This is a genomic window from Paraburkholderia sp. ZP32-5 (assembly GCF_021390495.1).
GTDB lineage: Bacteria > Pseudomonadota > Gammaproteobacteria > Burkholderiales > Burkholderiaceae > Paraburkholderia.
The window spans coordinates 751,510-777,712 of the sequence record NZ_JAJEJP010000002.1 but is presented as its reverse complement, the minus strand read 5'-3'; the positions used below and the strand labels follow the sequence as shown (position 1 = coordinate 777,712).

Below are 26,203 nucleotides of genomic sequence, written 5' to 3'. Positions count from 1 at the left end.
CTTGCTCAGCATGTCTGACCGTTCCGGCGCGAATTCCCACACGGCAAATTCCCGCACATCACGTCTGCTTGACGATCGCCGATGCGCCTGCTGTACTAAATCAACCAAAGTGATTTAGGCGGCTCCAGTCGCCGTATCGCGCCAGGTCATCAAAGACCTGTCCGCACATGCGATCACCCCATGCAGTTCGTCACGTCGTTGCCCATTCTCGGAGGAGCGTCCCATGAAGCTGAATTCCCGCAGGCATCCTGTGGCCAGGAAACTCGTGTCACTGTGCGTCGCGGCATCCACGGTGTGGTGCGCGAGCGCGACTCAGGCGGCCGATCAACCGGTCATCGGCCTGATCACGAAGACGGACACAAATCCGTTCTTCGTGAAGATGCGCCAGGGCGCCGAAGCCGAGGCGTCGAAAGACGGCGCGAAACTGATGAGCGCAGCCGGCAAGTTCGATGGCGACAACGCGAGCCAGGTCACCGCAATCGAAAACATGATGACGGCCGGCGCAAAAGCGATTCTGATCACGCCGAGCGATACCAAGGCGATCGTGCCGAGCATCAAGAAAGCGCGCGCGGCCGGCGTGATGGTCGTCGCGCTCGATACGCCGACCCAGCCGCAGGACGCCACCGACGCGCTGTTCGCGACCGACAATTTCAAGGCCGGCGTGCTGATCGGCGAATACGCAAAGGCCGCGCTAAACGGCAAGCCCGCGAAGATCGCGACGCTCGATCTCGCGCCCGGCGTATCGGTCGGCGTGCTGCGTCATAACGGCTTCCTGCAGGGCTTCGGCGTGAAGGAAGGCGATCCGTCGATCGTCTGCAGTCAGGACACGCGCGGCGATCAGGCGAAGGGCCAGACGGCGATGGAAAACTGCCTGCAGAAAGCACCGGACATCAACGTCGTGTACACGATCAACGAACCGGCCGCGGCGGGTGCCTATCGTGCACTGAAAGCGGCGGGCAAGGACAAGAGCGTGATGATCGTATCGATCGACGGTGGTTGCGAAGGCGTGCGCAACGTGAAAGCCGGCGCGATCGCCGCGACCTCGCAGCAGTATCCGCTGAAGATGGCCGCGCTCGGTGTAAGCGCGGGCGTCGACTATGCGAAGACCGGCAAGAAGGTGTCCGGCTACAAGGACACCGGCGTCACGCTGATTACCGACAAGCCGATGTCCGGCATCGACAGCAAGGACACGACGTTCGGCCTCGACAATTGCTGGGGCAACAAGTAACGGGTATGGGAAACGCGGCCCGTCATACCGGGCCGCCACTGGATTTGCCGCGTGACCCCGGTGTGCACTTCATCTGAGCTTCATTTGAGTGCTACACCGCCCTCCCGGTCACGCTCATGTATCGAGGACTGCCATCATGTCGACCCCTTCCGCGCCCGCCGGCCGCCGGCGCCCGTCTTTCACCGAACACCTGCCTTCGCTGTCCGAAGCCGGACCGCTGATTGCACTGGTACTGGCCTGCGCGTTTTTCATCTCGCAGAGCAATCGTTTTCTATCGTTCCAGAACCTGTCGTTGATCCTGCAACAGACGATGGTCGTCGCGGTCATCGCGATCGGCCAGACGCTGATCGTGCTGACAGGCGGCATCGATCTTTCGTGCGGCATGGTGATGGCATTCGGCTCGATCATCATGACCAAGTTCGCGGTGGTGCTCGGCGTACCGCCGATTCTCGCGATTCTGTGCGGCATCGGCGCAAGCATGCTGTTCGGCCTGTTGAACGGCCTGTTGATCACGCGCATCAAGCTGCCCGCGTTCATCGTCACGCTGGGTACGTTGAACATTGCATTCGCGCTCACGCAGATCTATTCGAACGCGGAAAGCGTGTCGAACCTGCCCGACGCGATCATGTTCTTCGGCAACACGTTCAGGCTCGGAGCGGCCGAAGTTACGTACGGCACCGTGCTCACGCTGCTGATGTATCTGGCCACATGGTTCGTGCTGCGCGACACGGTGCCGGGCCGGCATCTGTATGCGCTCGGCAATAACGCGGAAGCTGCGCGGCTGATGGGCCTGTCGTCGCAACGAATCCTGCTGACCGTGTACACGCTCGCCGGCGCGATCTACGGGATTGCCGCGTTGCTGTCGGTATCGCGTACCGGCGTCGGCGATCCGCAAGCGGGGCAAACCGAAAACCTCGACAGCATCACCGCGGTCGTGCTCGGCGGCACGAGTCTGTTCGGCGGGCGAGGTTCGATCGTCGGTACGCTGCTTGGCGCGCTGATCGTCGGCGTGTTTCGCAATGGCCTGACGTTGATCGGCGTGTCGTCGGTGTACCAGGTACTGATCACCGGCATGCTGGTGATTCTCGCGGTCGCCGCCGATAAACTCTCGCACCGCGGCCGTTGAGCACGCATAGGAGCCCTGTCATGTCGACGTCTCTCTCCACTCCCGCCGCTGCCGCGATGCCGGTTCTGCAGGCGCGCGGACTCGTCAAACGTTATGGCAACGTGACCGCGCTCGACGGTTGCGATTTCGAAGTGCTGCCCGGTGAAATTCTCGCGGTGATCGGCGACAACGGCGCGGGCAAATCATCGCTGATCAAGGCATTGTCCGGCGCGACGGTGCCCGACGAAGGCGAGATTCTGCTCGACGGCAAGCCGGTCAAATTCCGCAGTCCGCTCGATGCGCGCGCGCAAGGCATCGAAACCGTGTATCAGGAACTCGCGGTCGCGCCCGCGATGAGCATCGCCGAAAACCTGTTCCTCGCGCGCGAACTGGTCAAGCCGGGCTGGCGCGGCTCGCTGTTCAAAATGATCGACAAGCGCCGCATGCTCGAAGAAGCGACCGCGCATATGAAGGACCTGCAGATCGGCATCCGCTCGATGCGTCAGGCGGTCGAAACGTTATCTGGCGGCCAGCGCCAGGGTGTCGCGGTAGCACGCAGCGCGGCGTTTGCACGGCACGTCGTGATTCTCGACGAACCGACCGCCGCGCTCGGTGTGAAGGAAGGCAACATGGTGCTGGAGTTGATCCGGCGCGTGCGTGAGCGCGGCCTGCCGGTTATTCTAATCAGCCACAACATGCCGCATGTGTTCGAAGTCGCGGACCGCATCCATATCCAGCGGCTTGGCCGGCGCGCGGCGCTGGTCAATACGAAGGACGTGCATATGTCGGAGGCGGTCGCGATCATGACCGGCGCGAAGGAAGCCGACGTCAAGGCAATCGCGTGACGCACAGCTAAGCCCAGGCCCATACGACGATGGATACCACCAGCGCCAACACCGGTAGCAAAGCCCGTTCGCCCGCCAAACGCACGGTCGGCTCGAATCAGGTCGGCATGCGGCAGTTCAACGAGCGCATCGTGCTGCAAACGATCCGCCTGCATGGACCGCTGCCGAAAGCCGACGTGGGCCGTCTCACGCGTCTTTCGATGCAGACGGTGTCGATGATCGTCGACCGTTTGATCGACGACGGTCTGCTGGAAAAGCAGGCGCGTGTGCGTGGCCGGATCGGTCAGCCGTCGGTGCCGATCGCGTTGCGCGCGGACGGCGCATACACGATCGGTATCAAGGTCGGACGCCGCAGCCTCGATGTGCTGGCGATGGATTTTGCCGGCCATGTCGTGAGCCGCGACGTGTTCGAGTATGCGTACCCCGATCCGCGCGCGCTGTTTCCCGCGCTCGAAAGCAAACTCGCGCGCGTCCATCAGACGCTCGGTGCGAAAGCCGGCAAGGTGGTCGGCGTCGGCGTCGCGGCGCCGCTCTGGCTCGGCGGCTGGCGCGATTTTCTCGGCGCGCCGCCCGATGCACTCGACGCATGGCACGACATCGATCTGCGCGCGCGCATCGCGACGATGACGGGGCTGCCCGTTGAATTCGCGAAAGACACCACGGCAGCCTGCGCCGCCGAACTCGTGATGGGCCAGGGTCGTGGCATTCACAACTTTCTGTATTTGTTCGTCGGCACGTTTATCGGCGGCGGTCTGGTGATCGACGGGCACCTGCATGGCGGCCCGCACGACAACGCCGGCGCGGTCGGTTCGATTCCGCTGCGCGAAGGCAGCGCGCGCAAGCCCGCGCGGCAATTGCTGCATGCGGCCTCCGGCTTCGTGCTCGAAAAGCTGTTTAGCGACGCCGGCGCACCGGCCGCCGCCGCGCACGATCATCGCGCGCTGTCGCCCGAATTGTGGCGATATACCGAGCAGTGGCTCGATAGCGCCTGTCCCGCGATCGCGAACGCGCTGACCAATGCAGCGGCGTTGCTCGATCTCGAAGCCGTCGTAGTCGACGGCGAACTCGACCGGCAACTGCTGCGCGAAATCATTCGCCGCACCGAGCGCGTGCTCGATCGCTTCGAATGGGAGGGAATGGTGCGGCCGCAACTGCTCGAAGGCGCGATCGGCGCCGATGCGCGTGCGATGGGCGGTGCGATTCTGCCGCTCTATGCGCATTTCGCGCCGGTGCATGAGCTGTTTCTGAAGCCGGCGGCGTCGGATGCGAGTTATGAGGAGGGGTAATGACGAGGGGTAAGCGCGAGCGTTTTTTTGTGTCACGCGTCAATCACCGCGCGTCTCTCAGGTTCTAACGTTCCCGCGCTCCCCTTCTTTTTCTCTTGCAAGACTCGATAACAACACCGTTCACTTCCCGACGACTTTCGTGTCGGCCGGCTTCGCTTCAGCCCGCACCGGGGCAGCTTTATTAGCAGGAACATCGAGCAACGGCTGCAACGCCGGCGCCATCGACTTCAGCAACTGCACGGCCAGCGCACTCGTAAAGTCATAACGTGCTGCATACGGTTCGTGGACCCACGCGGTCAGCGTGCCGTAGAAACGATCGCCGAGCGCAAACACGAAAGTCGCGCTGCGATTCACCTTGCGCGACTCGATCAGCCGCGCGCCCTTCGCATACACGTTCAGGCGCTGGTCGCCGGTGCCGGTCTTGCCGTACACGTCGAGCGTCTTGCCGTCGGGGAACGTCATGCCTTGCGCGAGACGCCGCGCGGTGCCGCCCGTCACGACGTCGCGCAACAGCATCCGGACTTCGCTGGCGATCTCCGGCGACACCTGCTGCTGCGGCGCAACCGACACGCGCCGGAAATGCGTTTCGTAAGGCGTGTCTTTCGCGAAATCGATTTGCGTCAACGTTTCGGTCGGCACTTTCTTGCCGTCGTTCGCGATCACGCCGATCAGTTGCGCGAGCGCCGCGGGCCGGTCGCCCGATGCGCCAATCGCCGCCGCATACGATGGCGTGAGGTTCGCAAACGGATAGCCGAGCGCCTGCCACGATTTGCCGATCGCGTCGTACGCGCGCAGTTCGACCATGCGCTTGATGCGGCGATCTTGAGTCGCGTGGTAGCGCGTCTTGAATAGCCACGAGTAGGTCGACAGACGCACGTCCTGGCTCGCGCTTTCGATCTGCGCAAGCGTCGCGTCCGGATGCGCGCGCAGATAGTTGAGCGTCCACAGTTCGAGCGGATGCACGCTCGAAATATAGCCGCGGTCGTTCAGATTGAAACGGTCGATACCGTACTTCGTGTACAGATTCGCGAGATCTTCGTCATCGAGCATCGAAGCGGCCGGCGTGTTCTTCAACGCCGCGCGCATCATCTGGTTGAACCATGCGTCCGATTCGTCGGGCGCGACGCTGCGCAATACGGTCGCCACTTTCGGCGGCGATTTGCGCACGCCGAGCAGCAACAGCGTGAGCGCCTGGTCGGGCGTCTTGCCGTGATACTTCGTGTAGAAGCGTTTCATATACACGCGGCTTTCCTGATCGGCGAAACGCGTCAGGTACATCTTGCGGACCGCCGGATCGCCGAGCCATTGCGACGACGGTCCCGTGGTTTGCACCATCTCATAGTGGACGATGTCGCGCATCAGTCGCACGAATACCAGGTTCACCGAATGCTGGAACGCGCGATGCACGGTCAGGATGCGGCTGTTGTCGTCGGACTCGAAGTTCGTGAAGGTTTGCGCGCCGCCGCCGGTATAGAAGGTTTCGCCGGGGCTAGCCGAGTATTTGCGTTCGACGGCCGCGTCGAGCATCGGCTGCAATGAATGGTCACGCGTGTGCAGCAGATAGTCGATGGCCCAACGCGTGAGCCGATCGTTCGGATCGGGGTTGACCGCCTTCAGCTCGGCATCGCTTAGCGAGCCATAGCGCGCATGCAGATCGGTGACGATCTGCAAATAGGTGACCACCGTACGCAGTTTTGCGGTCGAGCCGAGGTTCAGGCGCGCGCCGGAATTGATATCGAACGGCTGATTCACGCTATCGGTTTGCACGCGAACGAGATTCGCATCGCCGTGCCGCTCGAACAGCGTAAAGCTGTACGCGATATGCGACGGGTCATCGGACGCGCGCAGCATTTCGAAACCGACGAGGCCCGCGGCCTTCGCGCCATCACGCGTCGCGGCGGCAGCGAGCCGTTCGGCGACCGCCTGCTGCACGTCATTGTTCAGCGTACCTTGCGCCTGTGCGTCGAGCCGATCGAGTTCGTAGAAGCTGCGCAGGCCGAGCGCCGCGAGCAGGTGCGAACGCATCGACGTCACCGCCTTGCGCGACACGAACGAACTGGTATCGGGTACATGCGCCGACGTGCGATGCAGTTCGACGTGCGCGGCCAGCGCCGCATCGCGTAACGGCGCCGAGATCACGCCGCCGCTCGCGAGCAGCCGCAGATAGCTGTCGGTCAGCCGTTCGAGTTCGGGATAGCCGCGCTGCAGGAAAAACGACGGCGCGCGCTGCGCGATCATCAGCGATAGCACTTCGCGAAACGCGAGCCCTCGCCCCGGCAGATTCGCGTCGGTGGACGGCGCTTTCAACAGGCGGTTGGTTTCGCGGAAATCGCGCCCATACCAGGCGGCGAGGCCGTCACCGATACCGTTGATTTCGCCAATACCTGGCTGCGCGGCAAGCGGCACCGAGTTCAGGTAATGAACGACGATCTGCTGCCGCGCGGGCATCGTCTGCGGGCCGTTCAGATAGGCCCTCACCGAAGCGGACGCGATTTGCCGCAGCTTTTCCGGCGGCGTCGCCGTGCGACCGCCAGCCGAATGACGAAACTTTTCGATCTGCGTTGCGAGCGTGCTGCCGCCCGGCGTTTGCTGATGATGGTTGACGAGACGCGCGCCCTGATCGACCAGCGCGCGGCTGAAGCGCCCCCAGTCGATCGCCGGATTACGGTTCGGCTGATTCGGGTCGAGCAGATAGCGGTCTTCGATAAACAGCAGCGAATTCACGACGAGCGGTGGAATCGCGTCGAAGTTTTCATAGACGCGCCCCGGAAACTGCGCGCTGAAAAGCGGTGCGCCGGTGCCGTCGAACAGTTGCAGACCGGCGGTGTCTTTCTCTTCGTAGGGCAGGAAAAGACCCTCGTCGGCGAGCGACAACATCCGCTCGGAATCGCGCGCCTGCGAGCTGATTTCGAAGCCACGTTGCAACAGGCGCTGCTGGATCTGCGGTAGCAATGCGTAACCGAGGCGCGTGTCGTACGGACCTTTGTCGGTTTGCGGGAAACGGATCGAATGGCTGGGACCTTCATCGACGGAAAAAGCGATGTCGCGGGTCAGTTCGGAAAGGTAATGCGCTTGTAGCCGCGAGGTTTCGATTTCGGTCTGCGCGACGCGCGCAATCAGTACTATCGCAACGAGGAAGGCCGCCGCGAGCCCCCATTTGAGCCAACGCCAATTCCGCACCGGCACTGTGCCGGTCGCGCGAAGCGGAAACCGAAGCGGTGGCCGATTCATGGCTGCTCTCCCCGAGCGATCGCCAGGCGGCGGGGCCCGGCTCACATCATTCGGAGCAGTGTAGCGCGGAACGAGAAACCGCCATCGGCTCGTGTTTACCCGACAGTGTCGCGGCTACAACACCCGCCGGCGGCAGATGACAAAACGCGAAGCGGCGTGAGATATTGAACGTCTTTCGTGCCATAAAAAAACCGCCCTTCGGGCGGTTTTTCTGTTTTCAGGCTAGCGTCTACGCTGTTTTTGCAGGTCTTACAGCGACTTTACGGATGCTTTGCCTGGATGCACCGCTCGTTGCCGCGGCTTTGCTTGGTCCTTAGTTTGTTCCTTCGCTTGAGGCTTCACGCCGACGCGCACCTTCGCCTGTGTTTGCGCACGCAACAGCGCGATGAAGCGTTCGGCCGGCGGCGACAGCACACCGCCCTTGCGCGTGACGATGCCGAAAGTCTGCGACGGCGATTTCAGAGTGACCGGCACGATGCGCAGCATCTTGTGCCGCACGAATGGTCCGGCAATCGCGCTCGGCAATAGCGACACCAGCTCGGCGCTGCTTTGCAGCAGCGCAACCGTCACGAACGTGGAAGCGGTCGAAATCGGATTGTCGGGCATATCGAGGCCGGCAAGATCCATCTCCCGTTCGAGCAGCGCATGCAACGGCATATGAGACGGATACATCACCCAGCGATGCCCGGCGAGATCGCGCAACGTCATGTTCCTGCGCGGCAGCGGCGCGTGGTGATAGCCGACCACCACCGATAACGGCTCGTCACCGAGTGGCCGATACTGGTACTTCGACGGATCGGCGGCAACGGCCGCGCGACCCACAACGAGATCGAGCCGGCCATCGTCGAGCTGCGCGAGCATCCGCGCGCTGGTGTCTTCCATCACTTCGATCGACAGATCCGGCTGCGCAGCATGCAACGCGTTCAGCGCGGGCACCACGCAGTCGGGAATCGCGCCCATGATCGCGCCGACCGCGAGCCGGCCGCCGCGCCCCGAGCGTATTTCGGCGACGTCCTGGCACAGCGCGGTAAGGTCGCTCGCCACGACACGCGCGTAGCGGATCACGCAGTGGCCCAGTTGATTCGGGATCATGCCGCTTTTCGAGCGCTCGAAAAGCGGCGCGTCGAACATCGATTCGAGTTCCTGCAATGCCTTGCTCGCCGCCGATTGCGTCATCGACATCACGCCGGCGGCTTTGTGCAAGGACTTATGATCGTCGAGCGCGATCAGCAGATGCAGTTGTTTCATCCGCAACTTCGACAGCAGCACGTTGAGCGTATCTTTCATCGGGCGTGAGCGTGAGATAGGCGAGTTAGCAGGTGAGTCGCAAAAGCGATCACCTTATGGAAACAATTCAATATACCTGCGACGCGCGGCGCCGTATAGTCAGCGGCACAGACCCGCGATTGCGCTGCCCGTTGCGGGCGCGCACCGATCTCGAACCCCAGCACGGACTCCGACAACGCCATGAGCCAGCCGACCCACTCCGCAGCACAAGCCGCCCTGCGCGGCGTCTTCCCCGTCGTGCCGACGATCTTCGATGACACCGGCCGGCTCGACCCCGAAGGCCAGAAGCGCTGCATCGATTTCATGATCGACGCCGGCTCGAACGGGCTGTGCATTCTCGCCAATTTCTCCGAGCAGTTCGCGCTGTCCGACGACGAGCGCAACACGGTGATGCATCTCGCGCTCGAACACGTCGCGGGACGCGTGCCGGTGATCGTCACGACCACGCATTTCAGCTCGTACCAGTGCGCCGAGCGCAGCCGCGCCGCGCAGGACGCGGGCGCCGCGATGGTGATGGTGATGCCGCCGTATCACGGCGCGACGATCCGCATCGGCGAGCGCGGCATCGACGAGTTCTATCGCACGGTGTCCGACGCGATCCGGATTCCGATCATGATCCAGGATGCGCCGGTCAGCGGCACCGCGTTGTCCGCGCCGTTTCTCGCCCGCATGGCGCGCGAAATCGAAAACGTGTCGTACTTCAAGATCGAAACGCCGCAGGCCGCCAACAAGCTGCGCGAGCTGATCGAACTCGGCGGCGACGCGGTGGTGGGACCGTGGGACGGCGAAGAAGCGATCACGCTGATGGCCGATCTCGATGCGGGTGCAACCGGTTCGATGACCGGCGGTGGCTATGCGGACGGTATCCGGCTGATCATCGACGCGTACGCGGCCGGCGATACCGAAGCGGCCGCCGCGCATTATCAGCGCTGGCTGCCGCTGATCAACTACGAAAACCGCCAGGGCGGACTCGCGTCGTGCAAGGCGCTGATGAAGGAAGGCGGCGTGATCCGCTCGGATGCGGTACGTCACCCGCTGCCGCCAATGCATCCGGCGACGCGCGAAGGGCTGCTGAAAATCGCGCGGCGGCTCGATCCGCTGGTGCTGCGCTGGGGTCACTGACGCGCATCGTGATGTAGATGCATGCGGACCGCGCCGCGCGGGTGCGGTCCGCGCGGCGCTGGACGGCGGCACGCGATTGCCGCTAACCTAGCCCTCATGCAAAGTTTCTACGAAGCCACTGTTACCCGCTCCCACGACTATGCGCCGCTCAATGGCCGGCGCTCCGCCCATGTCTGCATCATCGGCGGCGGACTCGCGGGACTTTCCACCGCGTTGGGACTCGCCGAGCGTGGCGTCGAAGACGTCGTCGTGCTCGAAGCGCAGCAGGTCGGTTTCGGCGCGTCGGGGCGCAACGGCGGATTCGTGTTCGGCGGCTACAGCCTCGATTGCGCGGATCTGCTGAAAACGCTTGGCCCGGTCCGCGCGCGCGAACTGTATGCGCTGACCACCGACGCGGTCGATCTGATGCGCAAGCGCATCGCGCGCTACCGGATCGATTGCGATGCGACCGACGCCGGTGTGATTCTCGCGAACTGGTTCGACGAACCCGCGCGGCTCGAAACCCAGCGTCGCCTGATGCACGATTCGTTCGGCGTCGAATGGGAGCCGATTTCCGCCAGCGAACTCGCGTCGCAACTGAAAACCGACCGCTATCACGGCGGCCTGTTCGAGCGCAATGCGTTCCACTTTCATCCGCTCAAATACGTGCTCGGCGTCGCCGCGGCAGCAGCGCACGCGGGTGTGACTATTCACGAACGCTCGCCGGTCGTGAGCTTGCAGCGCGACGGCGCAGGCTTCGTCGTGCAAACGCCGCAGGGCGCGCTCGACGCGCGCCACGTCGTGATGGCGGGTGGCGGCTACGCACGCAACGTCTATGCGCGCGTCGAGCGCGCGGTCTTGCCGATCGCCACCTACGTGATGGCGACCGAACCGCTCGGCGCGCGTCTGCAAGAAGCGATCGGCACGCGCGCGGCGATCTACGACACGCGCTTCGCATTCGACTACTACCGGCCGCTGCCCGACACGCGCATCCTGTGGGGCGGCCGCATCTCGGTGCGCGACCGCGAGCCCGACGCGATTGCCCGGCTGCTGCGGCAGGATCTGCTAAAGGTCTATCCGCAGTTGCACGACGTGCGCATCGAGCATGCGTGGGGCGGCCTGATGAGCTATGCGCGGCACAAGATGCCGCAGATCGGCCGCAGCGCGGACGGCGTCTGGTACGCGGTCGCCTTCGGCGGGCATGGGATGGCGCCGACCACGGTATCCGGCGAACTGCTGGCCGCGGCGATTGCCGGCGAACGTCCGGTGCCCGACGCATTCGCGAAGTTCGGTCTGACGCGCGCGTACGGCGCACTTGGGCTCGCCGCAGCGCAGCTCACCTACACGGCAATGCAGACACGCGACGCCTTCGCCGCGCGCCGCCGGCCCACGCGACCGGCTGTCTGAAAGTTGACTGAAGGGCCGCCCAAGACCTCATCGAGATACCCGCCGCCGATGCCCGAGACCCGCGCCAGAGGCCGATTTCGCCATGCTAGAATGCGCGGTCACCGCCGCTCGAATCCACAATGAAAAAGGGAAGCAAGGCCGCCGAGCCTGATACCACCGGCATCGCGTCCGCTACGCCGGGCGCAGACGCGAGGCGCGCCGATACCCCTCGTGCCAACGCCCGGCGCCCCGACGCCCGACGCAAGTACGATCCCGAACAGACGAAGCGCAACATCCTCGACGTCGCGACCCAGGAGTTCTCCGCGATGGGACTGACGGGCGCGCGCGTCGACGCGATCGCGGAACGCACGAACACCACCAAGCGCATGCTGTACTACTACTTCGGCAGCAAGGAGGGGTTGTACCAGGCGGTGTTGGAAAAGGTGTATGGAGACATCCGCGCGCTCGAACAGGACCTGCATATCAGCGAACTCGATCCGCTCGAAGGCATGCGAGCACTGGTCGAATTCACGTTCGACTACCACGACCGCCAGCGCGATTTCGTGCGCCTCGTGACGATCGAAAATATTCACGGCGCGAAATACGTCGAGCAGGTCAAGACGTTCAAAGGCCGTAACGTCACCGTCATTCATACGATCGAAGATCTGCTCGCGCGCGGCATCGCGTCCGGCCAGTTCCGCGACGATATCGATCCGATCGATCTGCATCTGATGATCAGTTCATTGTGCTTTCACCGCGTCGGCAACCGGCATACGTTCGGTACCGCATTCGGCCGTGATCCGTCGCATCCGCGTTTGCGGGCACGGCATCGGGCGATGATCGTCGATGCGATCCTGCGATTCGTGAAAAAGGAAAATTGAAGGTACGTAAGCCTGAAATCGAAACGGGATGTGGTGAAAACCATGTCCCGTTTTTTTCTGCGCAACCAACTCGACAATGAATTCGAACGATCTCCGCAAGTCGTACGAGTTTTCCGTCAAAGGCACGACGGCCAAGATCACGCTCGTGATGTCGATCCTGTCCGTCGTCCGTCTGATCGTGGATCTGCGCCGGCTGCCGCTGAGCGCGCTGCTGGCGAACATACTGAAGACCTATCAGGTCGTCTTTCATACCTGCGTCGACGTTCTGCTTTTCTGGCTGCCTTATCGATTGCCGCCGTGGGGCAAAGATCTGCTGATTTTTTACTCGCTGCTTGCTTTTGTCTTTCTGCGGGTACTGTTGAGGCAGGCGCAGTTCAATTACCGGCATCCGTGGATCATCCTGCACAACTACGGCAATAGCCGTATGAAGTTCTTCGTGAAGACCGGCTGGCATCTTTTCAAAACGACGCTGCTCTGGCCTGTACAGGTTCTGAAGATCTGTTCGTCACCCTATCTTGTCGTCGCGAACGGCGGACACGGGCCGTCGGCGCTGTACTTCTCGAAGACGCGTCCCGTCGAAGGCACATGGCAAGGCCTCTACTTCGGTGACGCGAGAATCATGATGCTCGTCCGGCTGACGGCGATCGTTCTCGGAGCGTTCGTCGTGATTGCGTTTAACTACGCGTTCAGTATCTAGGCGATCGCGGCTTGCATTTCGAGCAACCGCGACCGCCCTTCTCACCGCCTCGCTTATTGCCCCGCTTACTGGCCCGGTAAGCCGGTGACGTTGGTCGCGGTGGCCGCCAGCTTTGGCACGAGATTCGCGCCGCCGGCATCCTTGATCGTGCTGTTGGTGAACGTCCAGTCTCCAGCATTGGCGATCGTACCCGCGCCCACCGACGTGCCCGACGATTTCACCGCCGTGATGTTCACGTTGTTGAACGTGAAGTTCGTGAACCGGCCTTTTTCCGCTTCGCCCGCAATCGTGTAGCCCGCTACGCCGAACACCGCGCTCTCGACGTGCTTCATGTTGATGTTCTCGAACTTGAAGTTGCGGAAAATCGGATAGCCGTCCGACGGGTTCGCGGGCATCGCCAGAATCGCCGGCCAGTAGCCCGGCTCCAGGTACGTCGAACCGAATGTGGCCGGAACCGTGCCGCCAGCCGGCCAGTTCTCGTTACCCTGCATGAAGTAGTACGCGTCGTCGACGTTGATGTCGTGGATATAGACGTTTTCCATCGTGCCGCCGCGCGTCGGCGCGGACTTGAATACGAACACGCTATAGACGGCCGGACCGCCCGCCTTGTAGCCGACATTGCTGTTGATCTGCCCGGTCAGCGGCGTGACCTGGATGTTCGATACTTCGATATTGTTCGCACCGCCGGAGGTTTCGCTGCCGATCGTAAACGCGGTCGCGCCGGCCCGCACCACCGAATTGCGGATCACCACATTCGCCGTCGGCTTGTTCACGCGCAATCCGTCTCCATCACGCCCCGACTTGATCACGAAGCCGTCGTCGTTGGCGACGATGTCCGCGTTCTCCACCAGCACATTCGTCGACGAATCCATATCGATACCGTCGGTGCTCGGCATGATGCCAGTGGTCGCATTCGGAAAGTTGTAGACCTTCACGCCGTCCAGATGCACCTGATCCGAATAGCACAGGTGAACGGTCCAGAACGGTGAGTTCTGCACCGTCACGTCCTTGATCGTGACGTTGGTCGACTTATACGTTTCGATACCGCGCGGGCGCTGCTCATCCCAGTTCAGCGCCCAGGTCACGCCGAGCGTCGAGTGAAACGACGTGCCGTCGGCGTAATAGTGCGACCACCACGATTGCCCGTTGCCGTCGATCACGCCCTTGCCGGTGATCGTCACGTTATCGGCATCGCGAACATTGATGATCGCCGAAGCCCAGTTCATTTCGATGCCCTGCACGCGGGTCGGGACCTGCGGATAGAGCGCGAGACCATCGGGATACAAGCCGTTGGTCGCGCCCGACGCGACGGTCGTTTCGATGTTCCACCACGTCTGCGCCTGGATGGCCTTCAGCGTCACGCCTTCGTCGATCTGCACGGTCGTGTTCGAACCGATGAATAGCGCGCCCGTCATGTACGTGCCCTGGGCAAAGGTGACCGTGCCCTTCGCCGCGCTCGCCGCATTCAGTGCTTTCTGAATCGCCGCGGTGTCGTCCGTCGTGCCGTCGCCCTTCGCGCCGAAGTCGGCCACATTGAACGTCTTGCTGACGCTCGGCGAAGACGCCGGCGTGTCCGGCGTGGATGGCGCCGAATTCGCCGAGGTGCCCGAATTGCCGTCGCCCAATCCGCTTCCGCCACAGCCGGCCAACGTCATACATGCAAGTGCAATCGCCAACAATCCTGTCTTCATATCCCCTCCTATGGTTCGAAGTTGCCGTCTCAAAATTATGTTGTAGGCATTCTGTTCATTGATGGGATGTCATACAAGATCGTTTACCCTTACCTGACGTTGTAATAATTTTCCTGTCTGGATGTCGTGATTTATCTCGTCAATTCAGTCAATTTTGACAAAAATGTCAAATCAACAGGCACACCGAGCAATGTAAGTTCGATGAACGGAGCGGCAATCTTTACGGATTGTCGTTTTCTTATAAGACATCCTATAACATTAGTCCTGGCAAGATTTACCCGAACTTCCAAACGCAAAATCCCCGGCTACCACCGCTCGCGCGGCAACAACCGGGGATCCAGAAACGAAACGGGCCATCAACTCGATGCGACGGCCCGGCAAGCCTGTTAATGCGCCAACTCGATCCGCTTGATATCGCCGACCACGAAGATATACGACAGCGCCCCGATCAACGCGATCACGCCGATAAACACGAGCGCGCCGACGAACGAACCTGTGGCCGCAACGATCAGCCCGACCACGAGCGGCGTCACGATACCCGCCAGATTCGCGGCAAAGTTGAAGATCCCGCCGGTCACGCCGAGCAACCCTTCCGGCGCGATATCCGACACGAGCGTCCAGCCGAGCGCAGCCATGCCCTGCGCGAAGAACGCCACCGACAGAATCGCGATCACCACCACATTGCTGTCGACATAGTTCGCGAGAATGATCGTCGACGCGAGCAGCAAACCGGCGATGATCGGCAGCTTGCGCGCCACGTTCGGCGACTTGCCGCGACGCAGCAGCCAGTCGGAAAACACGCCGCCGAACATCACGCCGATCGACGCCGCAATGAACGGCATGATCGCGAAGAAGCCGATCTTCAGCCATGCCATATGACGCTCGGTGGCGAGATAGGTCGGGAACCACGTCAGAAAGAACACCAGCGTCGAATTGCCCGCGAACTGGCCGAGACAGATGCCGGTCAGTTGACGATGCTTCAGCAGCTGGCCGATCGTGCGCCATTCGAAGCCGCCCTTCTTCGCGGCTGCGGCATCGGCACGCGCGGCATCCTTGTTACGCTGCGTGAGACCGCCGCCGGCCTCGATATAGTCGAGTTCTTCCTGATTCGCCGACGGATGATCGCGCGGCTCGCGATACAGCAGCCACCACACCACGCCGAACACGATACCCACGCCGCCGACCACGAGAAACAGCGAGCGCCAGCCGAACGCGCCCATCAGCATGAACAGGAACGGGCTGAAAAACGCGAGTCCGATGTATTCGCCGACGGTATACGTGCCCGTCGCCATCGCGCGCTCGCTTTGCGGGAACCATGTGGCGACCACGCGGCTATTGGTCGGGAAGCACGGCGCTTCCGATACGCCGAGGCCAAGCCGGAACGCGAACAGCCCGCCGATGCCGCTCACGAGTCCTTGCGCAAGCGTGCACAGCGACCAGAACGTCATCGACAGAAAGTAGGTGACCTTGCTGCCGAAGCGGTCGAGAAACAGACCGCCCGGAATTTGCGCGGCCACGTAGCTCCACGAAAACACGGAAAACAGCAGGCCCATCAGCGCCGCGTTGATGCCGAGTTCTTTCGTCAGTTGCGGCGCGGCGATGCCGAGCACCGTGCGGTCCAGATAGTTGATCATCGTGCCGACCGCGAGCAGCGCGAGAATCTTGTAACGGGCGTTCGAGCGGCGCGCGGCGCTCACCGCGCTGCCGTTTTGCGCGGGCGCGCCCGCGGAGCTGGATTGAATCGGTTGGGACATATCGTGCGGGTCTCCTCAGTCGGCTTGTGTGCCGGTCTTTACGCGGCCGGTTAGCGTTGCAACAGCGATTGAAAGTGGGTGTACACGCGCTCGGCGTCCGGCTCGAGCCCGGTGAAGATGCGCATCGCGTCGACCGCCTGATAGACGGCCATGCCGCCGCCGCTCAGCGTGCGGCAGCCCAGCGCCTCGGCTGCCTGCAGCAGCGCGGTACGGATCGGAAAATAGACGATGTCGGCCACCCACAGATCGCGATGCAGCAATTCGACCGGCAGCGGCAGGCCCGGCAGCTTCGCCATGCCGGTCGGCGTCGCGTGGATCAAGCCTTGCGCGGCCGCCAGCGACTGTTCGAGCGAGCTGCCCGCGCTGACTTTGGCCGCGGGGAAACGCTTCTGCAATTCGTCGGCAAGCGACTGTGCGCGCGCGGCATCGACGTCGAACAGCGTCAGCGCCTGCGTGCCCATGTTCAACGCCGCATGCGCGACCGCGGCGCCCGCGCCGCCCGCGCCGAGCTGCACGACGCGTTCGAGCGACACGTCCGGCAAGCCGCGCTGGAATGCGCGCGCGAAACCGGACCAGTCGGTGTTGTGGCCGATACGCTTGCCGTCCTTGAACAGCACCGTATTGACCGCGCCGAGCGCACGGGCGTCGTCGGACAGTTCGTCGAGCAGCGGAATGACCGCCTGCTTGCACGGATAGGTGATGTTCAGGCCATTGAAGCCCATCCGTTCGGCCGCGCTCAGCAACTCCGGCAGCGCGGCAACGTCCAGTTGCAGCGCTTCGAGATCGATGCGCCGGTAGACGTAGTGCAAGCCGAGCTTGCAGCCTTCTTCCTCATGCATCGCGGGGCTCAGCGAGCCGCCGATACCCGAGCCGATCAGTCCGACCAGATACGAGCGCGGCGTGGCCCGCGAATTCGCTTGTGCATTGGCCAGCGCGGCGATCTGCGCGCCGGTCCGGGTGTTTTCTTGAGTGTTCATTTCGCCGCCCTATTCTTAAGAATCGTCGCCATCCGTTCCAGCGCGAGCACGTAACCCTGGGTGCCGCACCCGACGATGATCGCGTCCGCCACCGCCGATACGTACGAGTGATGCCGGAATGCCTCGCGGCGATGCACGTTCGAGATATGCACCTCGATAACGGGCTTTTCGATCGCGGACAGCGCGTCGGCGATCGCCACCGACGTATGCGTGTACGCGGCCGGGTTGATCACGATACCGTCGACCTTGGTACGCGCCGCGTGCAACCAGTCGATCAGCTGATGCTCGGCGTTCGACTGGCAGAAGTCGACCGCGAGACCGAGACGTTCTCCCGCGTCGCAACACAGCTTTGCGACATCGTCGAGCGTTTCCGCGCCGTAGATGGCCGGCTCGCGCGTGCCGAGCAGATTGAGGTTCGGTCCGTTCAGGACCAGTACGGAGGCAAAGCTCATGACAACGACTCCTGCTGGATAAGACGTGCGGCAAACCGCGGCACCCGCGGCGGTTTTTCGACGCGTAGCGAAGTGTGCGCGCATCCGCCCTCGTCGTCATTCGGGGTTTCTACGAATTTGTACCATCTAGTTAGTTTGTATAGACTGTCGAAACTAGCGGTTAGTGTGGGAGATTCTGGCCTGCGTCCTGCTCGAGCGCATAACGAAGTGGCCCAATTTTCGCGTTGCAGCACGTGCGCCGAAGGGTGCTTCGGAGCACTTCGCCGCCCACGTTTTCCCCCGTCGTCCGACTGTTTTCGCAGGAGCCGTTCATGCAACGTTCGATTGCCACCGTGTCGATTAGCGGCACCCTCGTCGAGAAGCTGAGCGCGATCCGCGCGGCGGGCTTCGAGGGGGTCGAGATCTTCGAGAACGACCTGCTGTATTTCGACGGCTCGCCCGCCGACGTGCGCCGTATCGCCGACGATCTCGGGCTGAAGATCATGCTGTTCCAGCCGTTTCGCGACTTCGACGGCGTGAGTCCGGAGCGGCTCGAACGCAATCTCGACCGTGCGAAGCGCAAGTTCGACGTGATGCATGAACTCGGCACCGACCGCATCCTCGTCTGCAGCAACGTGTCGCCGGATACGATCTGCGACGACGCGCTGATGATCGACCAGTTGGGCGCGCTGGCCCGCGCGGCCGAATCGGCCGGTGTGATCGCCGGTTACGAGGCGCTCGCGTGGGGCAAGCATGTGAAGACCTATCGGCACGCGTGGAAGCTCGTCGACGCGGTCAATCATCCGAGCCTCGGGCTCGTGCTCGACAGTTTTCATACGCTGTCGCTGAACGACACGCCCGACGCGATCGCCGATATTCCGGGCGAGCGCATCGCCTTCGTGCAGATCGCGGACGCGCCGAAGCTGGCCATGGACGTGCTCGAATGGAGCCGCCACTACCGCTGCTTCCCGGGCCAGGGCGACTTCGATCTCGCGAATTTCACCGCGCAAGTGGTGAAAGCCGGCTATAAGGGCCCGCTGTCGCTGGAAATTTTCAACGACGGCTTTCGCGCCGCGCCGACGACGATCACTGCCGCCGACGGCCATCGCTCGCTGCTGTTTCTCGAAGAGCAAACCCGCGCGCTGCTCGAAGCGCAGCAACAGCCGAAGCAGACGGCGGCCGATCTGTACCGTTCGCCCGCCGCGCCGGCCCACGTCGGCTATCAGTTCCTCGAATTCGCGGTCGATCACACCACGCGCGCGCAACTCGCCGACTGGCTCGGCCGGCTGCGCTTTCGCCAGGCCGGCCAGCATCGTTCGAAAGACGTCACGCTGTACCAGCACGGCGCGGCATCGATCGTGCTGAATGCCGAGCCCGACTCGTTCGCGAATGCTTTTTTCCAGCAGCATGGCTTGTCGCTGTGCGCGTCGGCGTTTCGCGTCGACGACGCCAGCCAGGCGTTCGAGCGCGCCGCCGGCTTCGGCTACGCGCCGTTCTCCGGCCAGATCGGTCCGAACGAGCGTGTGCTGCCGGCCGTGCAGGCGCCCGACAGCAGCCTCAATTATTTCGTCGACGAAACCCCGGATCAGCCGACGCTGTTCGAAGCCGACTTCGTGCTGACCGATATCAACGGCCCGACCGAGGTCGGGCCGCTCGCGCGCATCGACCACGTGTGCCTGTCGGTGCCGGCGAATTCGCTCGATACGTGGGTGCTGTTTCTGCGCACCGCGTTCGGCTTCCAGGCCGAGCCGGGCGTGCTCGTGCCCGATCCGTACGGGCTCGTGCGCAGCCGCGCGCTGCGCAGCCAGGACGGCTCGGTGCGGATCGCGCTCAATGCGTCGGTGGATCGCCATACGGCGGTGGCCGAAGCGCTGCACACGTATCACGGCTCCGGCCTGAACCACGTCGCGTTCAGCACCGGCGACATCTTCAGCGCGATCCCCGAGTTCGTCGCGGACGGCGTGCCGGTGCTGCGCATTCCGCGCAATTACTACGATGACCTGGCCGCCCGCTACGCGCTGTCCGACGCGCTGCTCGAAGCGATGCGCGCGAACAATATCCTTTACGACCGCGACGAACGTGGCGGCGAATTCTTCCACGCCTATACGGAACAGCTCGATCAGCGCTTCTTCCTGGAGATCGTCGAGCGGCGCGGCGGCTATGACGGTTACGGCGCGGCCAATGCGGCGGTGCGGCTGGCGGCGCAGGCGCAGCGGCGGAAGTAAGCGGGCGTGTCGTTGGCGGTTCGTGCTTGTGCTTATGCGCCGGGCGGCCCCAGGCCCGGGCACGCCGCCTGCGTCGCCAGCCGGGACAGGTTCGCTGTCTCGATATAATGGCGCCTGTTTCGCGGTCCAGCCGCGCGCCTGCGCGTCACGCGCCGCGCGAAGTGGCGGACCATCAGCCGAATCGCCGAATCAACGCCAGGAGAGATATGAAGAAGTTCGCCGTAGTCCTGTCCGTTCCGCTGCTGTTGAGCGCTTGCGCCTATTTCCAGAAAAATCCGGATGCCGGCCAGCCCGTCGCCGACACCACGACGCAACGCTCCGTCAACGACGTCATCGCATGCATGACGCAGATGGCCAACCAGCACGACGCCGCCTTCAAGTCGACGGCAATCCCACAGGGTCAGATGCTCGATTTCGGCGACTCGAATATCGTCAAGATTCGCAGCGACAACGGCGCGACAACTTACCGTTTCTATGCGGGCAAGCGGCACGTCAACAATCTGTGGATCGAATCGGCCGGGAAAACCTGCGCCCCGTAAGGTTTTTGGCGCGAAAAAGCGAAGTTCCTGCCGTCCGATTTGAGCCTTTTGCAATGTTCATGTCACGGTGTTACAGGACAATGGGGTCTTAAGAATCGTTTAAGACTTCGTCCTCATGATCCCCCGGACATGTCCCCGCACGAGGTGCGCTTCCATGAATCAACCCGAACCGAATACCAACGAAACACCGGCCAGGCGGCCTACTATCCTGCGTCGATTGCTGAGCCATCACGAACTGGCGACGCTGCTGCTGTTGCTGCACGCACCCATCGACGCTTCCGCAAAACCCGAAATTCCGCAGCTCTACGAAGCCGGTCTGGTCGAGACCGTTTCGAGCGATGCCGGCACGCCGCATATCCGTCTGACGCAGGAAGGTAATGCGGTCTTGCGAGGACTCGGCATCAAGTAACCGGATCACACGCGATACCACACCATCGAGGCCGCGCCCGACGCTTTGCGTTGACGCGGCCTTCTTTATTGCGGCTTTCCATCCGTTGCCCATCGGACGATTTACCCGCGCCGCCGACAGCAAGCCTGTCCCGTTTGCCGCTCAGGCCTGCCACACCCCATACCCCGCTTCGCGCAAGCCGATCGCCAGTTCGACTTCCATGTCCTGCGCGCCACGGTACGGCATCGGATTGAATACCTCATACAGTTCGGGCAACAGACGAAGACCGTAGTCGCGCACATAGCGATTCGCCTGAATGCCGGCCTTGTGCCGGTCGAACCGCAGGTCCGGGTCGAGTCCCGTCATGCCCACGTAAACGCAGGGCTTGTCGAACCGGTAATCGGGATTCGCGCGGCGAAAGCGCGCCTCGTTCCATACGCGGTCGTCGAGCGCGACGACGTACACGTAATAGTGATGCCTGCGGCCGGCCATGACGCAAAACGACGCTCAGTTGCGCAGTGTGCCGTGCAGCAGCATCCGGTATTCGGTCGGCGTGACGCCGACGGTCGCCTTGAATTGCCGCGTGAATGCGCTGTGGTCGGTGTAGCCGCAGCGCGCGGCGACGTCGGTGACCTTGTCGTGCGACACCAGCAGCGCGGTCGCCGCATCGAGCCGCGTTTTCAGCAGCACCTGACGCGGCGTCAGATGAAACACCTTGTGGAAATAGCGCTCCAGTTGGGCGACCGACATATCCGCCATTGCCGCCAGTTGTTTCAGATTCAGCGGCTGCACGTAGTTTTCCTGGATCGACTGCACGACCGCCGCCAGCCGGCTATAGGCCGGGTGACTGCTTTCGTCGGCTTTCAGATCGCGGGAAATGCCGGCGAGGCCGACGATCTTGCCGCTCGCGTCGCGCAGCGGCTGCTTGCAGGTCAGGCACCAGCCCGGTTGGCGGCCCGGATACAGATGCAATTCGAGCTGATCGAGCATCTGGTTGCCGACGCCGATGATCGCCTTGTCCTGCGCGGTGTAGATGCGCCCGAAGCGGCGCGGGAACACGTCCTCGGCGGTCTTGCCGAGCAGCGCGGTCTTTTCCTTGAAGCCGCAGCGCGATGCGAGCGTGCGGTTGACGAGCGCGTAGCGCGCGTCGGCGTCCTTCACGAAGAACACCACGTCCGGCATCGCGTCGAATACCGGCTCGAGCAATCTGAAGTGCGACAGCATGCCGGACAGCGTCGTATCGTCCGTTTCAAGCGGATGAGCCAGCGTGTTCATTGTGCGGGTCCCGTTGGTCGGTGCCAGGTTGAGTGCTTTCTGGATGCATGCGCGAATCGCCGCGCGAGATCTGGCGGAGCGGCCAGCCCGTGCGGGCGATTGCGATCGATTATAGAGCGGCGCGGCAACCGCCAATAGCCGCCACCTGTCGGCCGTGAGGGGGTTAGCGCGCGAGCGTGGGAGTAGGCGTGTCGGCCGCGCTGATCAGCGTGCCGATTTGCGCGGGATTGAACGGCGGACGCGGCGCGGCGGACGGCCAGCCGAAGTACACGTTGGCAGCGGCGCCGCAGATTCTTCCCTGGCACGGGCCCATCCCGCAGCGGGTTTGCAGCTTCGCGTCCCGCCAGTCGGCGCAGCGGCGCACGTCGCCGACGCTCACGTCTTCGCAACGGCACAGCAGCGTCGCATCCGCGGGTGGGGTGCGCGCGGCCTCCCCGAGTGCGAACGATGTCGCGACGCGCGCGCCGAAGCGCCGCCAGCGCGCTCTTTGCGCAACGAGCGGCTGCAGCGCCGCGGGTTGGGTGGTCACGACACCGCTCGCAGAAAGGCCGGCGATCTCGCCTTCCACGCAGGCCAGCTCCGCGCCGCCGACGCCCGTGCATTCGCCCGCCGCATAAACATGCTCGAGCGAAGTGCGCTGCTCATCGTCGACGACGATCTCGCCCGCATCGTTGATCGCGCAGCCGAGCGCCTGCGCGAGCGTGACGTTCGGCAGAAGCCCGTAACCGCACGCGACGCGATCGCAATCGAGCGTCACGTCACGCTCGCCGCGCCGGATCGTCACCTGTCGCACACGATCCTCCCCATGCGCTTCCCGCACGATGCTGCCGGTCCAGTAGCGCAGTCCGGCGAAACCGCGCGTCAGCGTGATCGCCTGACGCAGCTTCGCGGGCTCGCGCAGCAACGACATGCCGAAACTCGCGACGTCAGCCGCCGAGGCCTGCTCGACGACCGCGATCACGCGCGCGCCGGCCTCGCGCGCGGTGGCGAGCGCGGCGATCAGCAGCGGCCCGCTGCCGGCAATCACGATCCGATCGTCGCGCACCGGCGTGCCGCCCTTGATCAGCGACTGCAACGCGCCCGCGCCGGTCACGCCGGGCAAGGTCCAGCCGGGGAACGGCAGCATCCGCTCACGCGCGCCGGTCGCGAGAATCAAACGCCCGTAGCTGACGGCAACGCCGCCGTGCGCGGCGGATTCGAGCAGCAAGCCGTGCGTGCCGAGCGGCGCGATCACGCGAGTCGACGGCCAGTGGGTAAAGCGCTGTTCCGTTTGCAATGCGGCGAGCAACGCGTGCAGCGGCGCCTGCGGAGGATGCGCGGGGCCTTGACGCCAGATCTGGCCGCCCGCGCGCGGATTGTCGTCGACGAGCACAACCATCGCGCCCGCGCGTGCCGCCGCCCGCGCGGCATTGAGCCCAGCCGGGCCGCCGCCGATCACGACGACATCGAAATACTGCGTGAGGTGCTGCGTCATGCGCGTCCTGCCCCGTTCGGTGTTTGCACGCGCTGGCCGTCGCGGCACAGCGTCTGGCAGGCAAGCATGTGCGCGCGGCCGTCGATCGTCACACGGCACTCCTGACACACGCCCATGCCGCACAACGCCGCGCGCGGCTCGCCTTTGACCGACAGCCGCGAAGTGCTGACACCCGCGATCGCGAGTGCCCCGGCCACGGTCGTGCCGCCCGCCACTTCGATGTCGCGGCCGTCGACCGTCAGCCGGACTGAAACCGCCCGTGTCTCAGTCATGGGTCACCTGCTCGGCAAAACGCACGGGTAGATAAGGTTCGACAGGAATCGACACCGCGCTTCCCGCGATCTGCGCGGCAAGCAGCTTCGCGCTGGCAAGCGACGTCGTCACGCCGAGTCCTTCGTGACCGACCGCGAGCCAGACGCCGTCCGCCGGGCCGGATGCAAAATCGCCGGCCGGCCCGACCAGCGGCAGACCGTCCGGCGACGCCGCGCGAAAACCGGTCCATGCGCGGATGCCGCTAAGCGTCGGCAGTACCGGCAGATATTGCGCGGCGCGTTGCAGCATCTGCGCGAGCACCGGCATCTCGACGGCGGGATCGGTGGTATCGAACTGGCGCGACGAGCCGATCAACAACTGGCCGGTCGGGCGCGGCTGCGCATTGAATGCGACCGACGTGCCGGTCGCGTGATGCGCGCTCTTGATATAGCCCAGCTCGAGCAGTTGATGGTGAATTAGCCCTGGGTACCGATCGGTGATCAGCAGATGGCCTTTCTTCGGTTGCAACGGCAGCGACGGCAGCAGTCGCAACGCGCCGAGGCCGTTGGCCACCACCACGTTCGCGGCGCTGATGCGCTCCCCGTCGGCCAGCGTGACGCCGCCCGCGCCGACCGACGCAACCTGCGCGCCGAGCCGCACGCGAATATTCGCCGCATTCGGCGATTGCGTGAGCAACCATTCGGCCGCCGTTGGCGCGTACACGATGCTGTCGTGCTCGATCTTCAGGCCGCCAACCATCGACTCCGTAAGCGCTGGTTCGCACGCGCGCAACTCGGCCGCGTCCAGCAACTGCGCGGCCACGCCGTGCGCCGCGAACCCCGCGTGCATCGCGCGCGCGGCTTGCCATTCTTCTTCGTCGGCGGCGATCCACAGCGTGCCGCAGCGCGCGAACGCGTCGCGCTCGCGCAGTTGCGGCGCGAGTTGCAGCCACAGATCGCGCGAGTAAAGGCTCAACGCGAGTTCGGCGGGCGAATCGTTCATCACGACGATATGGCCCATACCGGCTGCGGTCGCGCCGCCGCCGATACGTTGCGCGTCGAGTACGTCGACGCGCATGCCGAGCGCGGCCAACTCCGCCGCGCACGCGGCACCGACGATGCCCGCCCCGATGATCAGCGCGTCCGGACTCATGCGGTGGGAATGCCCCACGCGAACGGATCGCTTTCGTCGAAGCAGAGACGCCCTTCGGCCATGATGTGCGCGTGACCGGTGATCGTCGGGATCACGTTGACGCCGTCGCCCGCTGCCTGATAGCTAGCCTCGAACACGCTGCCGATGATGCTCTCCTGCCGCCACACCGCGCCCTCGGCGAGTTTGCCGTCGGCCGCCAGACACGCGACTTTCGCGCTGGTGCCGGTACCGCATGGCGAGCGGTCGTACGCATTGCCGGGGCACAGCACGAAGCTGCGGCTGTCGAGGCCGTCACGCGAGCCGGGCCCGAACAGTTCGATATGGTCGATCAACGCGCCGTTCGCACCGGTGATGTTCTGCGCGATCAGCGCGTCGCGAATCGCCGAGCTGAATGTGGTAAGGCTCGCGATCCGCGCGGCTTCCAGCTCGTGCCCATGATCGGCGACAAGGAAAAACCAGTTGCCGCCCCAACTGATATCGCCGGTCAGCACGCCGTGGCCGGGCACGTCGACCTGCACCGCCGTGCGATAGCGATACGACGGCACGTTGCGCACCGCGACGCTGCCGTCTTCGTTGAGCGTCGCCTCGACGACCCCGACCGGTGTCTCGATGCGATGACGCCCCGGCCCGATCCGCCCCATGTGCGCGAGCGACACGACGAGTCCGATCGTGCCGTGTCCGCACATACCGAGATAGCCGACGTTGTTGAAGAAGATCACGCCGGCCGCGCAGTCCGGATCGTCGGGCTCGCACAGCAGCGCGCCGACCACCACGTCCGAGCCGCGCGGCTCGGTGACGATGCCCGCGCGCCAGTCGTCGAAGCGCGTGCGGAAAACGTCGAGCCGTTGCGCGAGCGTGCCGCCGCCCAGGTCCGGGCCACCCGACACCACGAGGCGGGTGGGTTCACCGCCGGTGTGCGAGTCGATAATGTTCAGGGTTTTCATGACGCTCATGGTAGAAACCGCGGGCCAGTCGGTCTTGGTGCACGTGCGCGCGGA

23 protein-coding genes are annotated in these 26,203 nt (G+C 63.8%); 11 read left to right on the top strand and 12 right to left on the bottom strand.

Annotation, left to right across the window (positions count from 1 at the left end; all coding sequences use genetic code 11):
* Window positions 1-223 precede the first annotated feature (223 nt).
* From L0U82_RS22335 to L0U82_RS22320, 4 genes are all read left to right on the top strand, one after another.
* The gene (locus L0U82_RS22335; RefSeq protein WP_233834564.1) at window positions 224-1,228 is read left to right on the top strand and encodes a sugar ABC transporter substrate-binding protein; all 1,005 of its coding nucleotides are present in this window, start codon (window positions 224-226) and stop codon (window positions 1,226-1,228) included.
* Between the two features lie 136 nt (window positions 1,229-1,364).
* Window positions 1,365-2,354 carry an ABC transporter permease gene (locus tag L0U82_RS22330; protein WP_233834562.1) on the top strand — a complete coding sequence of 330 codons (990 nt, stop codon included), beginning with the start codon at window positions 1,365-1,367 and terminating at the stop codon, window positions 2,352-2,354.
* Between the two features lie 20 nt (window positions 2,355-2,374).
* The gene (locus tag L0U82_RS22325) at window positions 2,375-3,178 is read left to right on the top strand and encodes an ATP-binding cassette domain-containing protein (protein WP_233834560.1); all 804 of its coding nucleotides are present in this window, start codon (window positions 2,375-2,377) and stop codon (window positions 3,176-3,178) included.
* A 29-nt stretch (window positions 3,179-3,207) separates the two neighbouring features.
* Window positions 3,208-4,464: an ROK family transcriptional regulator gene (locus tag L0U82_RS22320; RefSeq protein ID WP_233834558.1), complete on the top strand. Its 1,257-nt coding sequence runs from the start codon at window positions 3,208-3,210 to the stop codon at window positions 4,462-4,464.
* Window positions 4,465-4,584: 120 nt separating this feature from the next.
* Here L0U82_RS22320 and L0U82_RS22315 read toward each other — a convergent pair whose 3' ends face one another.
* Both L0U82_RS22315 and L0U82_RS22310 read right to left on the bottom strand, forming a co-directional pair.
* A complete protein-coding gene (locus tag L0U82_RS22315; RefSeq protein ID WP_233834556.1) occupies window positions 4,585-7,695 on the bottom strand; it encodes a transglycosylase domain-containing protein in 3,111 nt (1,036 codons plus the stop codon).
* 249 nt (window positions 7,696-7,944) lie between these two features.
* A complete protein-coding gene (locus L0U82_RS22310) occupies window positions 7,945-8,982 on the bottom strand; it encodes a LysR family transcriptional regulator (RefSeq protein ID WP_233834554.1) in 1,038 nt (345 codons plus the stop codon).
* Between the two features lie 180 nt (window positions 8,983-9,162).
* Between L0U82_RS22310 and L0U82_RS22305 the strand changes: the two genes are divergently transcribed.
* The 4 genes from L0U82_RS22305 (at window position 9,163) to L0U82_RS22290 (ending at window position 13,047) form a co-directional block, all read left to right on the top strand.
* A complete protein-coding gene (locus tag L0U82_RS22305) occupies window positions 9,163-10,104 on the top strand; it encodes a dihydrodipicolinate synthase family protein (RefSeq protein ID WP_233834552.1) in 942 nt (313 codons plus the stop codon).
* A 96-nt stretch (window positions 10,105-10,200) separates the two neighbouring features.
* Window positions 10,201-11,490, top strand: coding sequence for an NAD(P)/FAD-dependent oxidoreductase (locus L0U82_RS22300; RefSeq protein WP_233834550.1), 1,290 nt, complete (start codon window positions 10,201-10,203; stop codon window positions 11,488-11,490).
* Between the two features lie 119 nt (window positions 11,491-11,609).
* The gene (locus L0U82_RS22295) at window positions 11,610-12,350 is read left to right on the top strand and encodes a TetR/AcrR family transcriptional regulator (protein ID WP_233834548.1); all 741 of its coding nucleotides are present in this window, start codon (window positions 11,610-11,612) and stop codon (window positions 12,348-12,350) included.
* A 76-nt stretch (window positions 12,351-12,426) separates the two neighbouring features.
* Window positions 12,427-13,047, top strand: coding sequence for a hypothetical protein (locus L0U82_RS22290; protein WP_233834546.1), 621 nt, complete (start codon window positions 12,427-12,429; stop codon window positions 13,045-13,047).
* A 65-nt stretch (window positions 13,048-13,112) separates the two neighbouring features.
* Here L0U82_RS22290 and L0U82_RS22285 read toward each other — a convergent pair whose 3' ends face one another.
* From L0U82_RS22285 to aroQ, 4 genes are all read right to left on the bottom strand, one after another.
* The gene (locus L0U82_RS22285) at window positions 13,113-14,738 is read right to left on the bottom strand and encodes a glycoside hydrolase family 28 protein (RefSeq protein ID WP_233834544.1); all 1,626 of its coding nucleotides are present in this window, start codon (window positions 14,736-14,738) and stop codon (window positions 13,113-13,115) included.
* A 386-nt stretch (window positions 14,739-15,124) separates the two neighbouring features.
* Window positions 15,125-16,492 carry an MFS transporter gene (locus tag L0U82_RS22280; RefSeq protein ID WP_233834542.1) on the bottom strand — a complete coding sequence of 456 codons (1,368 nt, stop codon included), beginning with the start codon at window positions 16,490-16,492 and terminating at the stop codon, window positions 15,125-15,127.
* Between the two features lie 50 nt (window positions 16,493-16,542).
* Window positions 16,543-17,469 carry a shikimate dehydrogenase gene (locus L0U82_RS22275; protein ID WP_233834540.1) on the bottom strand — a complete coding sequence of 309 codons (927 nt, stop codon included), beginning with the start codon at window positions 17,467-17,469 and terminating at the stop codon, window positions 16,543-16,545.
* A complete protein-coding gene (aroQ, locus tag L0U82_RS22270; protein ID WP_233834538.1) occupies window positions 17,466-17,921 on the bottom strand; it encodes a type II 3-dehydroquinate dehydratase in 456 nt (151 codons plus the stop codon). Before aroQ ends, L0U82_RS22275 begins: the two co-directional genes overlap by 4 nt.
* 311 nt (window positions 17,922-18,232) lie before the next feature.
* Between aroQ and L0U82_RS22265 the strand changes: the two genes are divergently transcribed.
* The 3 genes from L0U82_RS22265 (at window position 18,233) to L0U82_RS22255 (ending at window position 21,073) form a co-directional block, all read left to right on the top strand.
* Window positions 18,233-20,125 (top strand): bifunctional sugar phosphate isomerase/epimerase/4-hydroxyphenylpyruvate dioxygenase family protein, encoded by a 1,893-nt coding sequence (locus L0U82_RS22265; RefSeq protein WP_233834536.1) that lies wholly within the window; start codon window positions 18,233-18,235, stop codon window positions 20,123-20,125.
* Between the two features lie 206 nt (window positions 20,126-20,331).
* Window positions 20,332-20,664: a hypothetical protein gene (locus L0U82_RS22260; protein WP_233837448.1), complete on the top strand. Its 333-nt coding sequence runs from the start codon at window positions 20,332-20,334 to the stop codon at window positions 20,662-20,664.
* Window positions 20,665-20,818: 154 nt separating this feature from the next.
* Complete coding sequence (locus L0U82_RS22255) at window positions 20,819-21,073, top strand: hypothetical protein (RefSeq protein ID WP_233834534.1); 255 nt, start codon at window positions 20,819-20,821, stop codon at window positions 21,071-21,073.
* A 141-nt stretch (window positions 21,074-21,214) separates the two neighbouring features.
* Here L0U82_RS22255 and L0U82_RS22250 read toward each other — a convergent pair whose 3' ends face one another.
* From L0U82_RS22250 to L0U82_RS22225, 6 genes are all read right to left on the bottom strand, one after another.
* Window positions 21,215-21,544 (bottom strand): hypothetical protein, encoded by a 330-nt coding sequence (locus L0U82_RS22250; protein WP_233834532.1) that lies wholly within the window; start codon window positions 21,542-21,544, stop codon window positions 21,215-21,217.
* 15 nt (window positions 21,545-21,559) lie between these two features.
* Window positions 21,560-22,327 (bottom strand): AraC family transcriptional regulator, encoded by a 768-nt coding sequence (locus L0U82_RS22245; protein WP_233834530.1) that lies wholly within the window; start codon window positions 22,325-22,327, stop codon window positions 21,560-21,562.
* Window positions 22,328-22,490: 163 nt separating this feature from the next.
* Entirely contained in the window at window positions 22,491-23,801 is a 1,311-nt protein-coding gene (locus tag L0U82_RS22240; RefSeq protein ID WP_233834528.1) for an FAD-dependent oxidoreductase, read from the bottom strand.
* Window positions 23,798-24,073, bottom strand: a complete 276-nt coding sequence (locus tag L0U82_RS22235; protein ID WP_233834526.1) for a (2Fe-2S)-binding protein — start codon at window positions 24,071-24,073, stop codon at window positions 23,798-23,800. The genes L0U82_RS22240 and L0U82_RS22235 overlap by 4 nt, the downstream gene beginning before the upstream one ends.
* A complete protein-coding gene (locus L0U82_RS22230; RefSeq protein ID WP_233834524.1) occupies window positions 24,066-25,205 on the bottom strand; it encodes an NAD(P)/FAD-dependent oxidoreductase in 1,140 nt (379 codons plus the stop codon). The genes L0U82_RS22235 and L0U82_RS22230 overlap by 8 nt, the downstream gene beginning before the upstream one ends.
* A complete protein-coding gene (locus L0U82_RS22225; RefSeq protein WP_233834523.1) occupies window positions 25,202-26,158 on the bottom strand; it encodes a 4-hydroxyproline epimerase in 957 nt (318 codons plus the stop codon). The genes L0U82_RS22230 and L0U82_RS22225 overlap by 4 nt, the downstream gene beginning before the upstream one ends.
* Window positions 26,159-26,203 lie beyond the last annotated feature (45 nt).

Bases quoted from the DNA above. Each gene is read 5' to 3' on its own strand.
- L0U82_RS22335 (WP_233834564.1), top strand. From the start codon at position 224: ATGAAGCTGAATTCCCGCAGGCATCCTGTGGCCAGGAAACTCGTGTCA.
- L0U82_RS22330 (WP_233834562.1), top strand. From the start codon at position 1,365: ATGTCGACCCCTTCCGCGCCCGCCGGCCGCCGGCGCCCGTCTTTCACC.
- L0U82_RS22325 (WP_233834560.1), top strand. From the start codon at position 2,375: ATGTCGACGTCTCTCTCCACTCCCGCCGCTGCCGCGATGCCGGTTCTG.
- L0U82_RS22320 (WP_233834558.1), top strand. From the start codon at position 3,208: ATGGATACCACCAGCGCCAACACCGGTAGCAAAGCCCGTTCGCCCGCC.
- L0U82_RS22315 (WP_233834556.1), bottom strand. From the start codon at position 7,695: ATGAATCGGCCACCGCTTCGGTTTCCGCTTCGCGCGACCGGCACAGTG.
- L0U82_RS22310 (WP_233834554.1), bottom strand. From the start codon at position 8,982: ATGAAAGATACGCTCAACGTGCTGCTGTCGAAGTTGCGGATGAAACAA.
- L0U82_RS22305 (WP_233834552.1), top strand. From the start codon at position 9,163: ATGAGCCAGCCGACCCACTCCGCAGCACAAGCCGCCCTGCGCGGCGTC.
- L0U82_RS22300 (WP_233834550.1), top strand. From the start codon at position 10,201: ATGCAAAGTTTCTACGAAGCCACTGTTACCCGCTCCCACGACTATGCG.
- L0U82_RS22295 (WP_233834548.1), top strand. From the start codon at position 11,610: ATGAAAAAGGGAAGCAAGGCCGCCGAGCCTGATACCACCGGCATCGCG.
- L0U82_RS22290 (WP_233834546.1), top strand. From the start codon at position 12,427: ATGAATTCGAACGATCTCCGCAAGTCGTACGAGTTTTCCGTCAAAGGC.
- L0U82_RS22285 (WP_233834544.1), bottom strand. From the start codon at position 14,738: ATGAAGACAGGATTGTTGGCGATTGCACTTGCATGTATGACGTTGGCC.
- L0U82_RS22280 (WP_233834542.1), bottom strand. From the start codon at position 16,492: ATGTCCCAACCGATTCAATCCAGCTCCGCGGGCGCGCCCGCGCAAAAC.
- L0U82_RS22275 (WP_233834540.1), bottom strand. From the start codon at position 17,469: ATGAACACTCAAGAAAACACCCGGACCGGCGCGCAGATCGCCGCGCTG.
- aroQ (WP_233834538.1), bottom strand. From the start codon at position 17,921: ATGAGCTTTGCCTCCGTACTGGTCCTGAACGGACCGAACCTCAATCTG.
- L0U82_RS22265 (WP_233834536.1), top strand. From the start codon at position 18,233: ATGCAACGTTCGATTGCCACCGTGTCGATTAGCGGCACCCTCGTCGAG.
- L0U82_RS22260 (WP_233837448.1), top strand. From the start codon at position 20,332: ATGAAGAAGTTCGCCGTAGTCCTGTCCGTTCCGCTGCTGTTGAGCGCT.
- L0U82_RS22255 (WP_233834534.1), top strand. From the start codon at position 20,819: ATGAATCAACCCGAACCGAATACCAACGAAACACCGGCCAGGCGGCCT.
- L0U82_RS22250 (WP_233834532.1), bottom strand. From the start codon at position 21,544: ATGGCCGGCCGCAGGCATCACTATTACGTGTACGTCGTCGCGCTCGAC.
- L0U82_RS22245 (WP_233834530.1), bottom strand. From the start codon at position 22,327: ATGAACACGCTGGCTCATCCGCTTGAAACGGACGATACGACGCTGTCC.
- L0U82_RS22240 (WP_233834528.1), bottom strand. From the start codon at position 23,801: ATGACGCAGCACCTCACGCAGTATTTCGATGTCGTCGTGATCGGCGGC.
- L0U82_RS22235 (WP_233834526.1), bottom strand. From the start codon at position 24,073: ATGACTGAGACACGGGCGGTTTCAGTCCGGCTGACGGTCGACGGCCGC.
- L0U82_RS22230 (WP_233834524.1), bottom strand. From the start codon at position 25,205: ATGAGTCCGGACGCGCTGATCATCGGGGCGGGCATCGTCGGTGCCGCG.
- L0U82_RS22225 (WP_233834523.1), bottom strand. From the start codon at position 26,158: ATGAGCGTCATGAAAACCCTGAACATTATCGACTCGCACACCGGCGGT.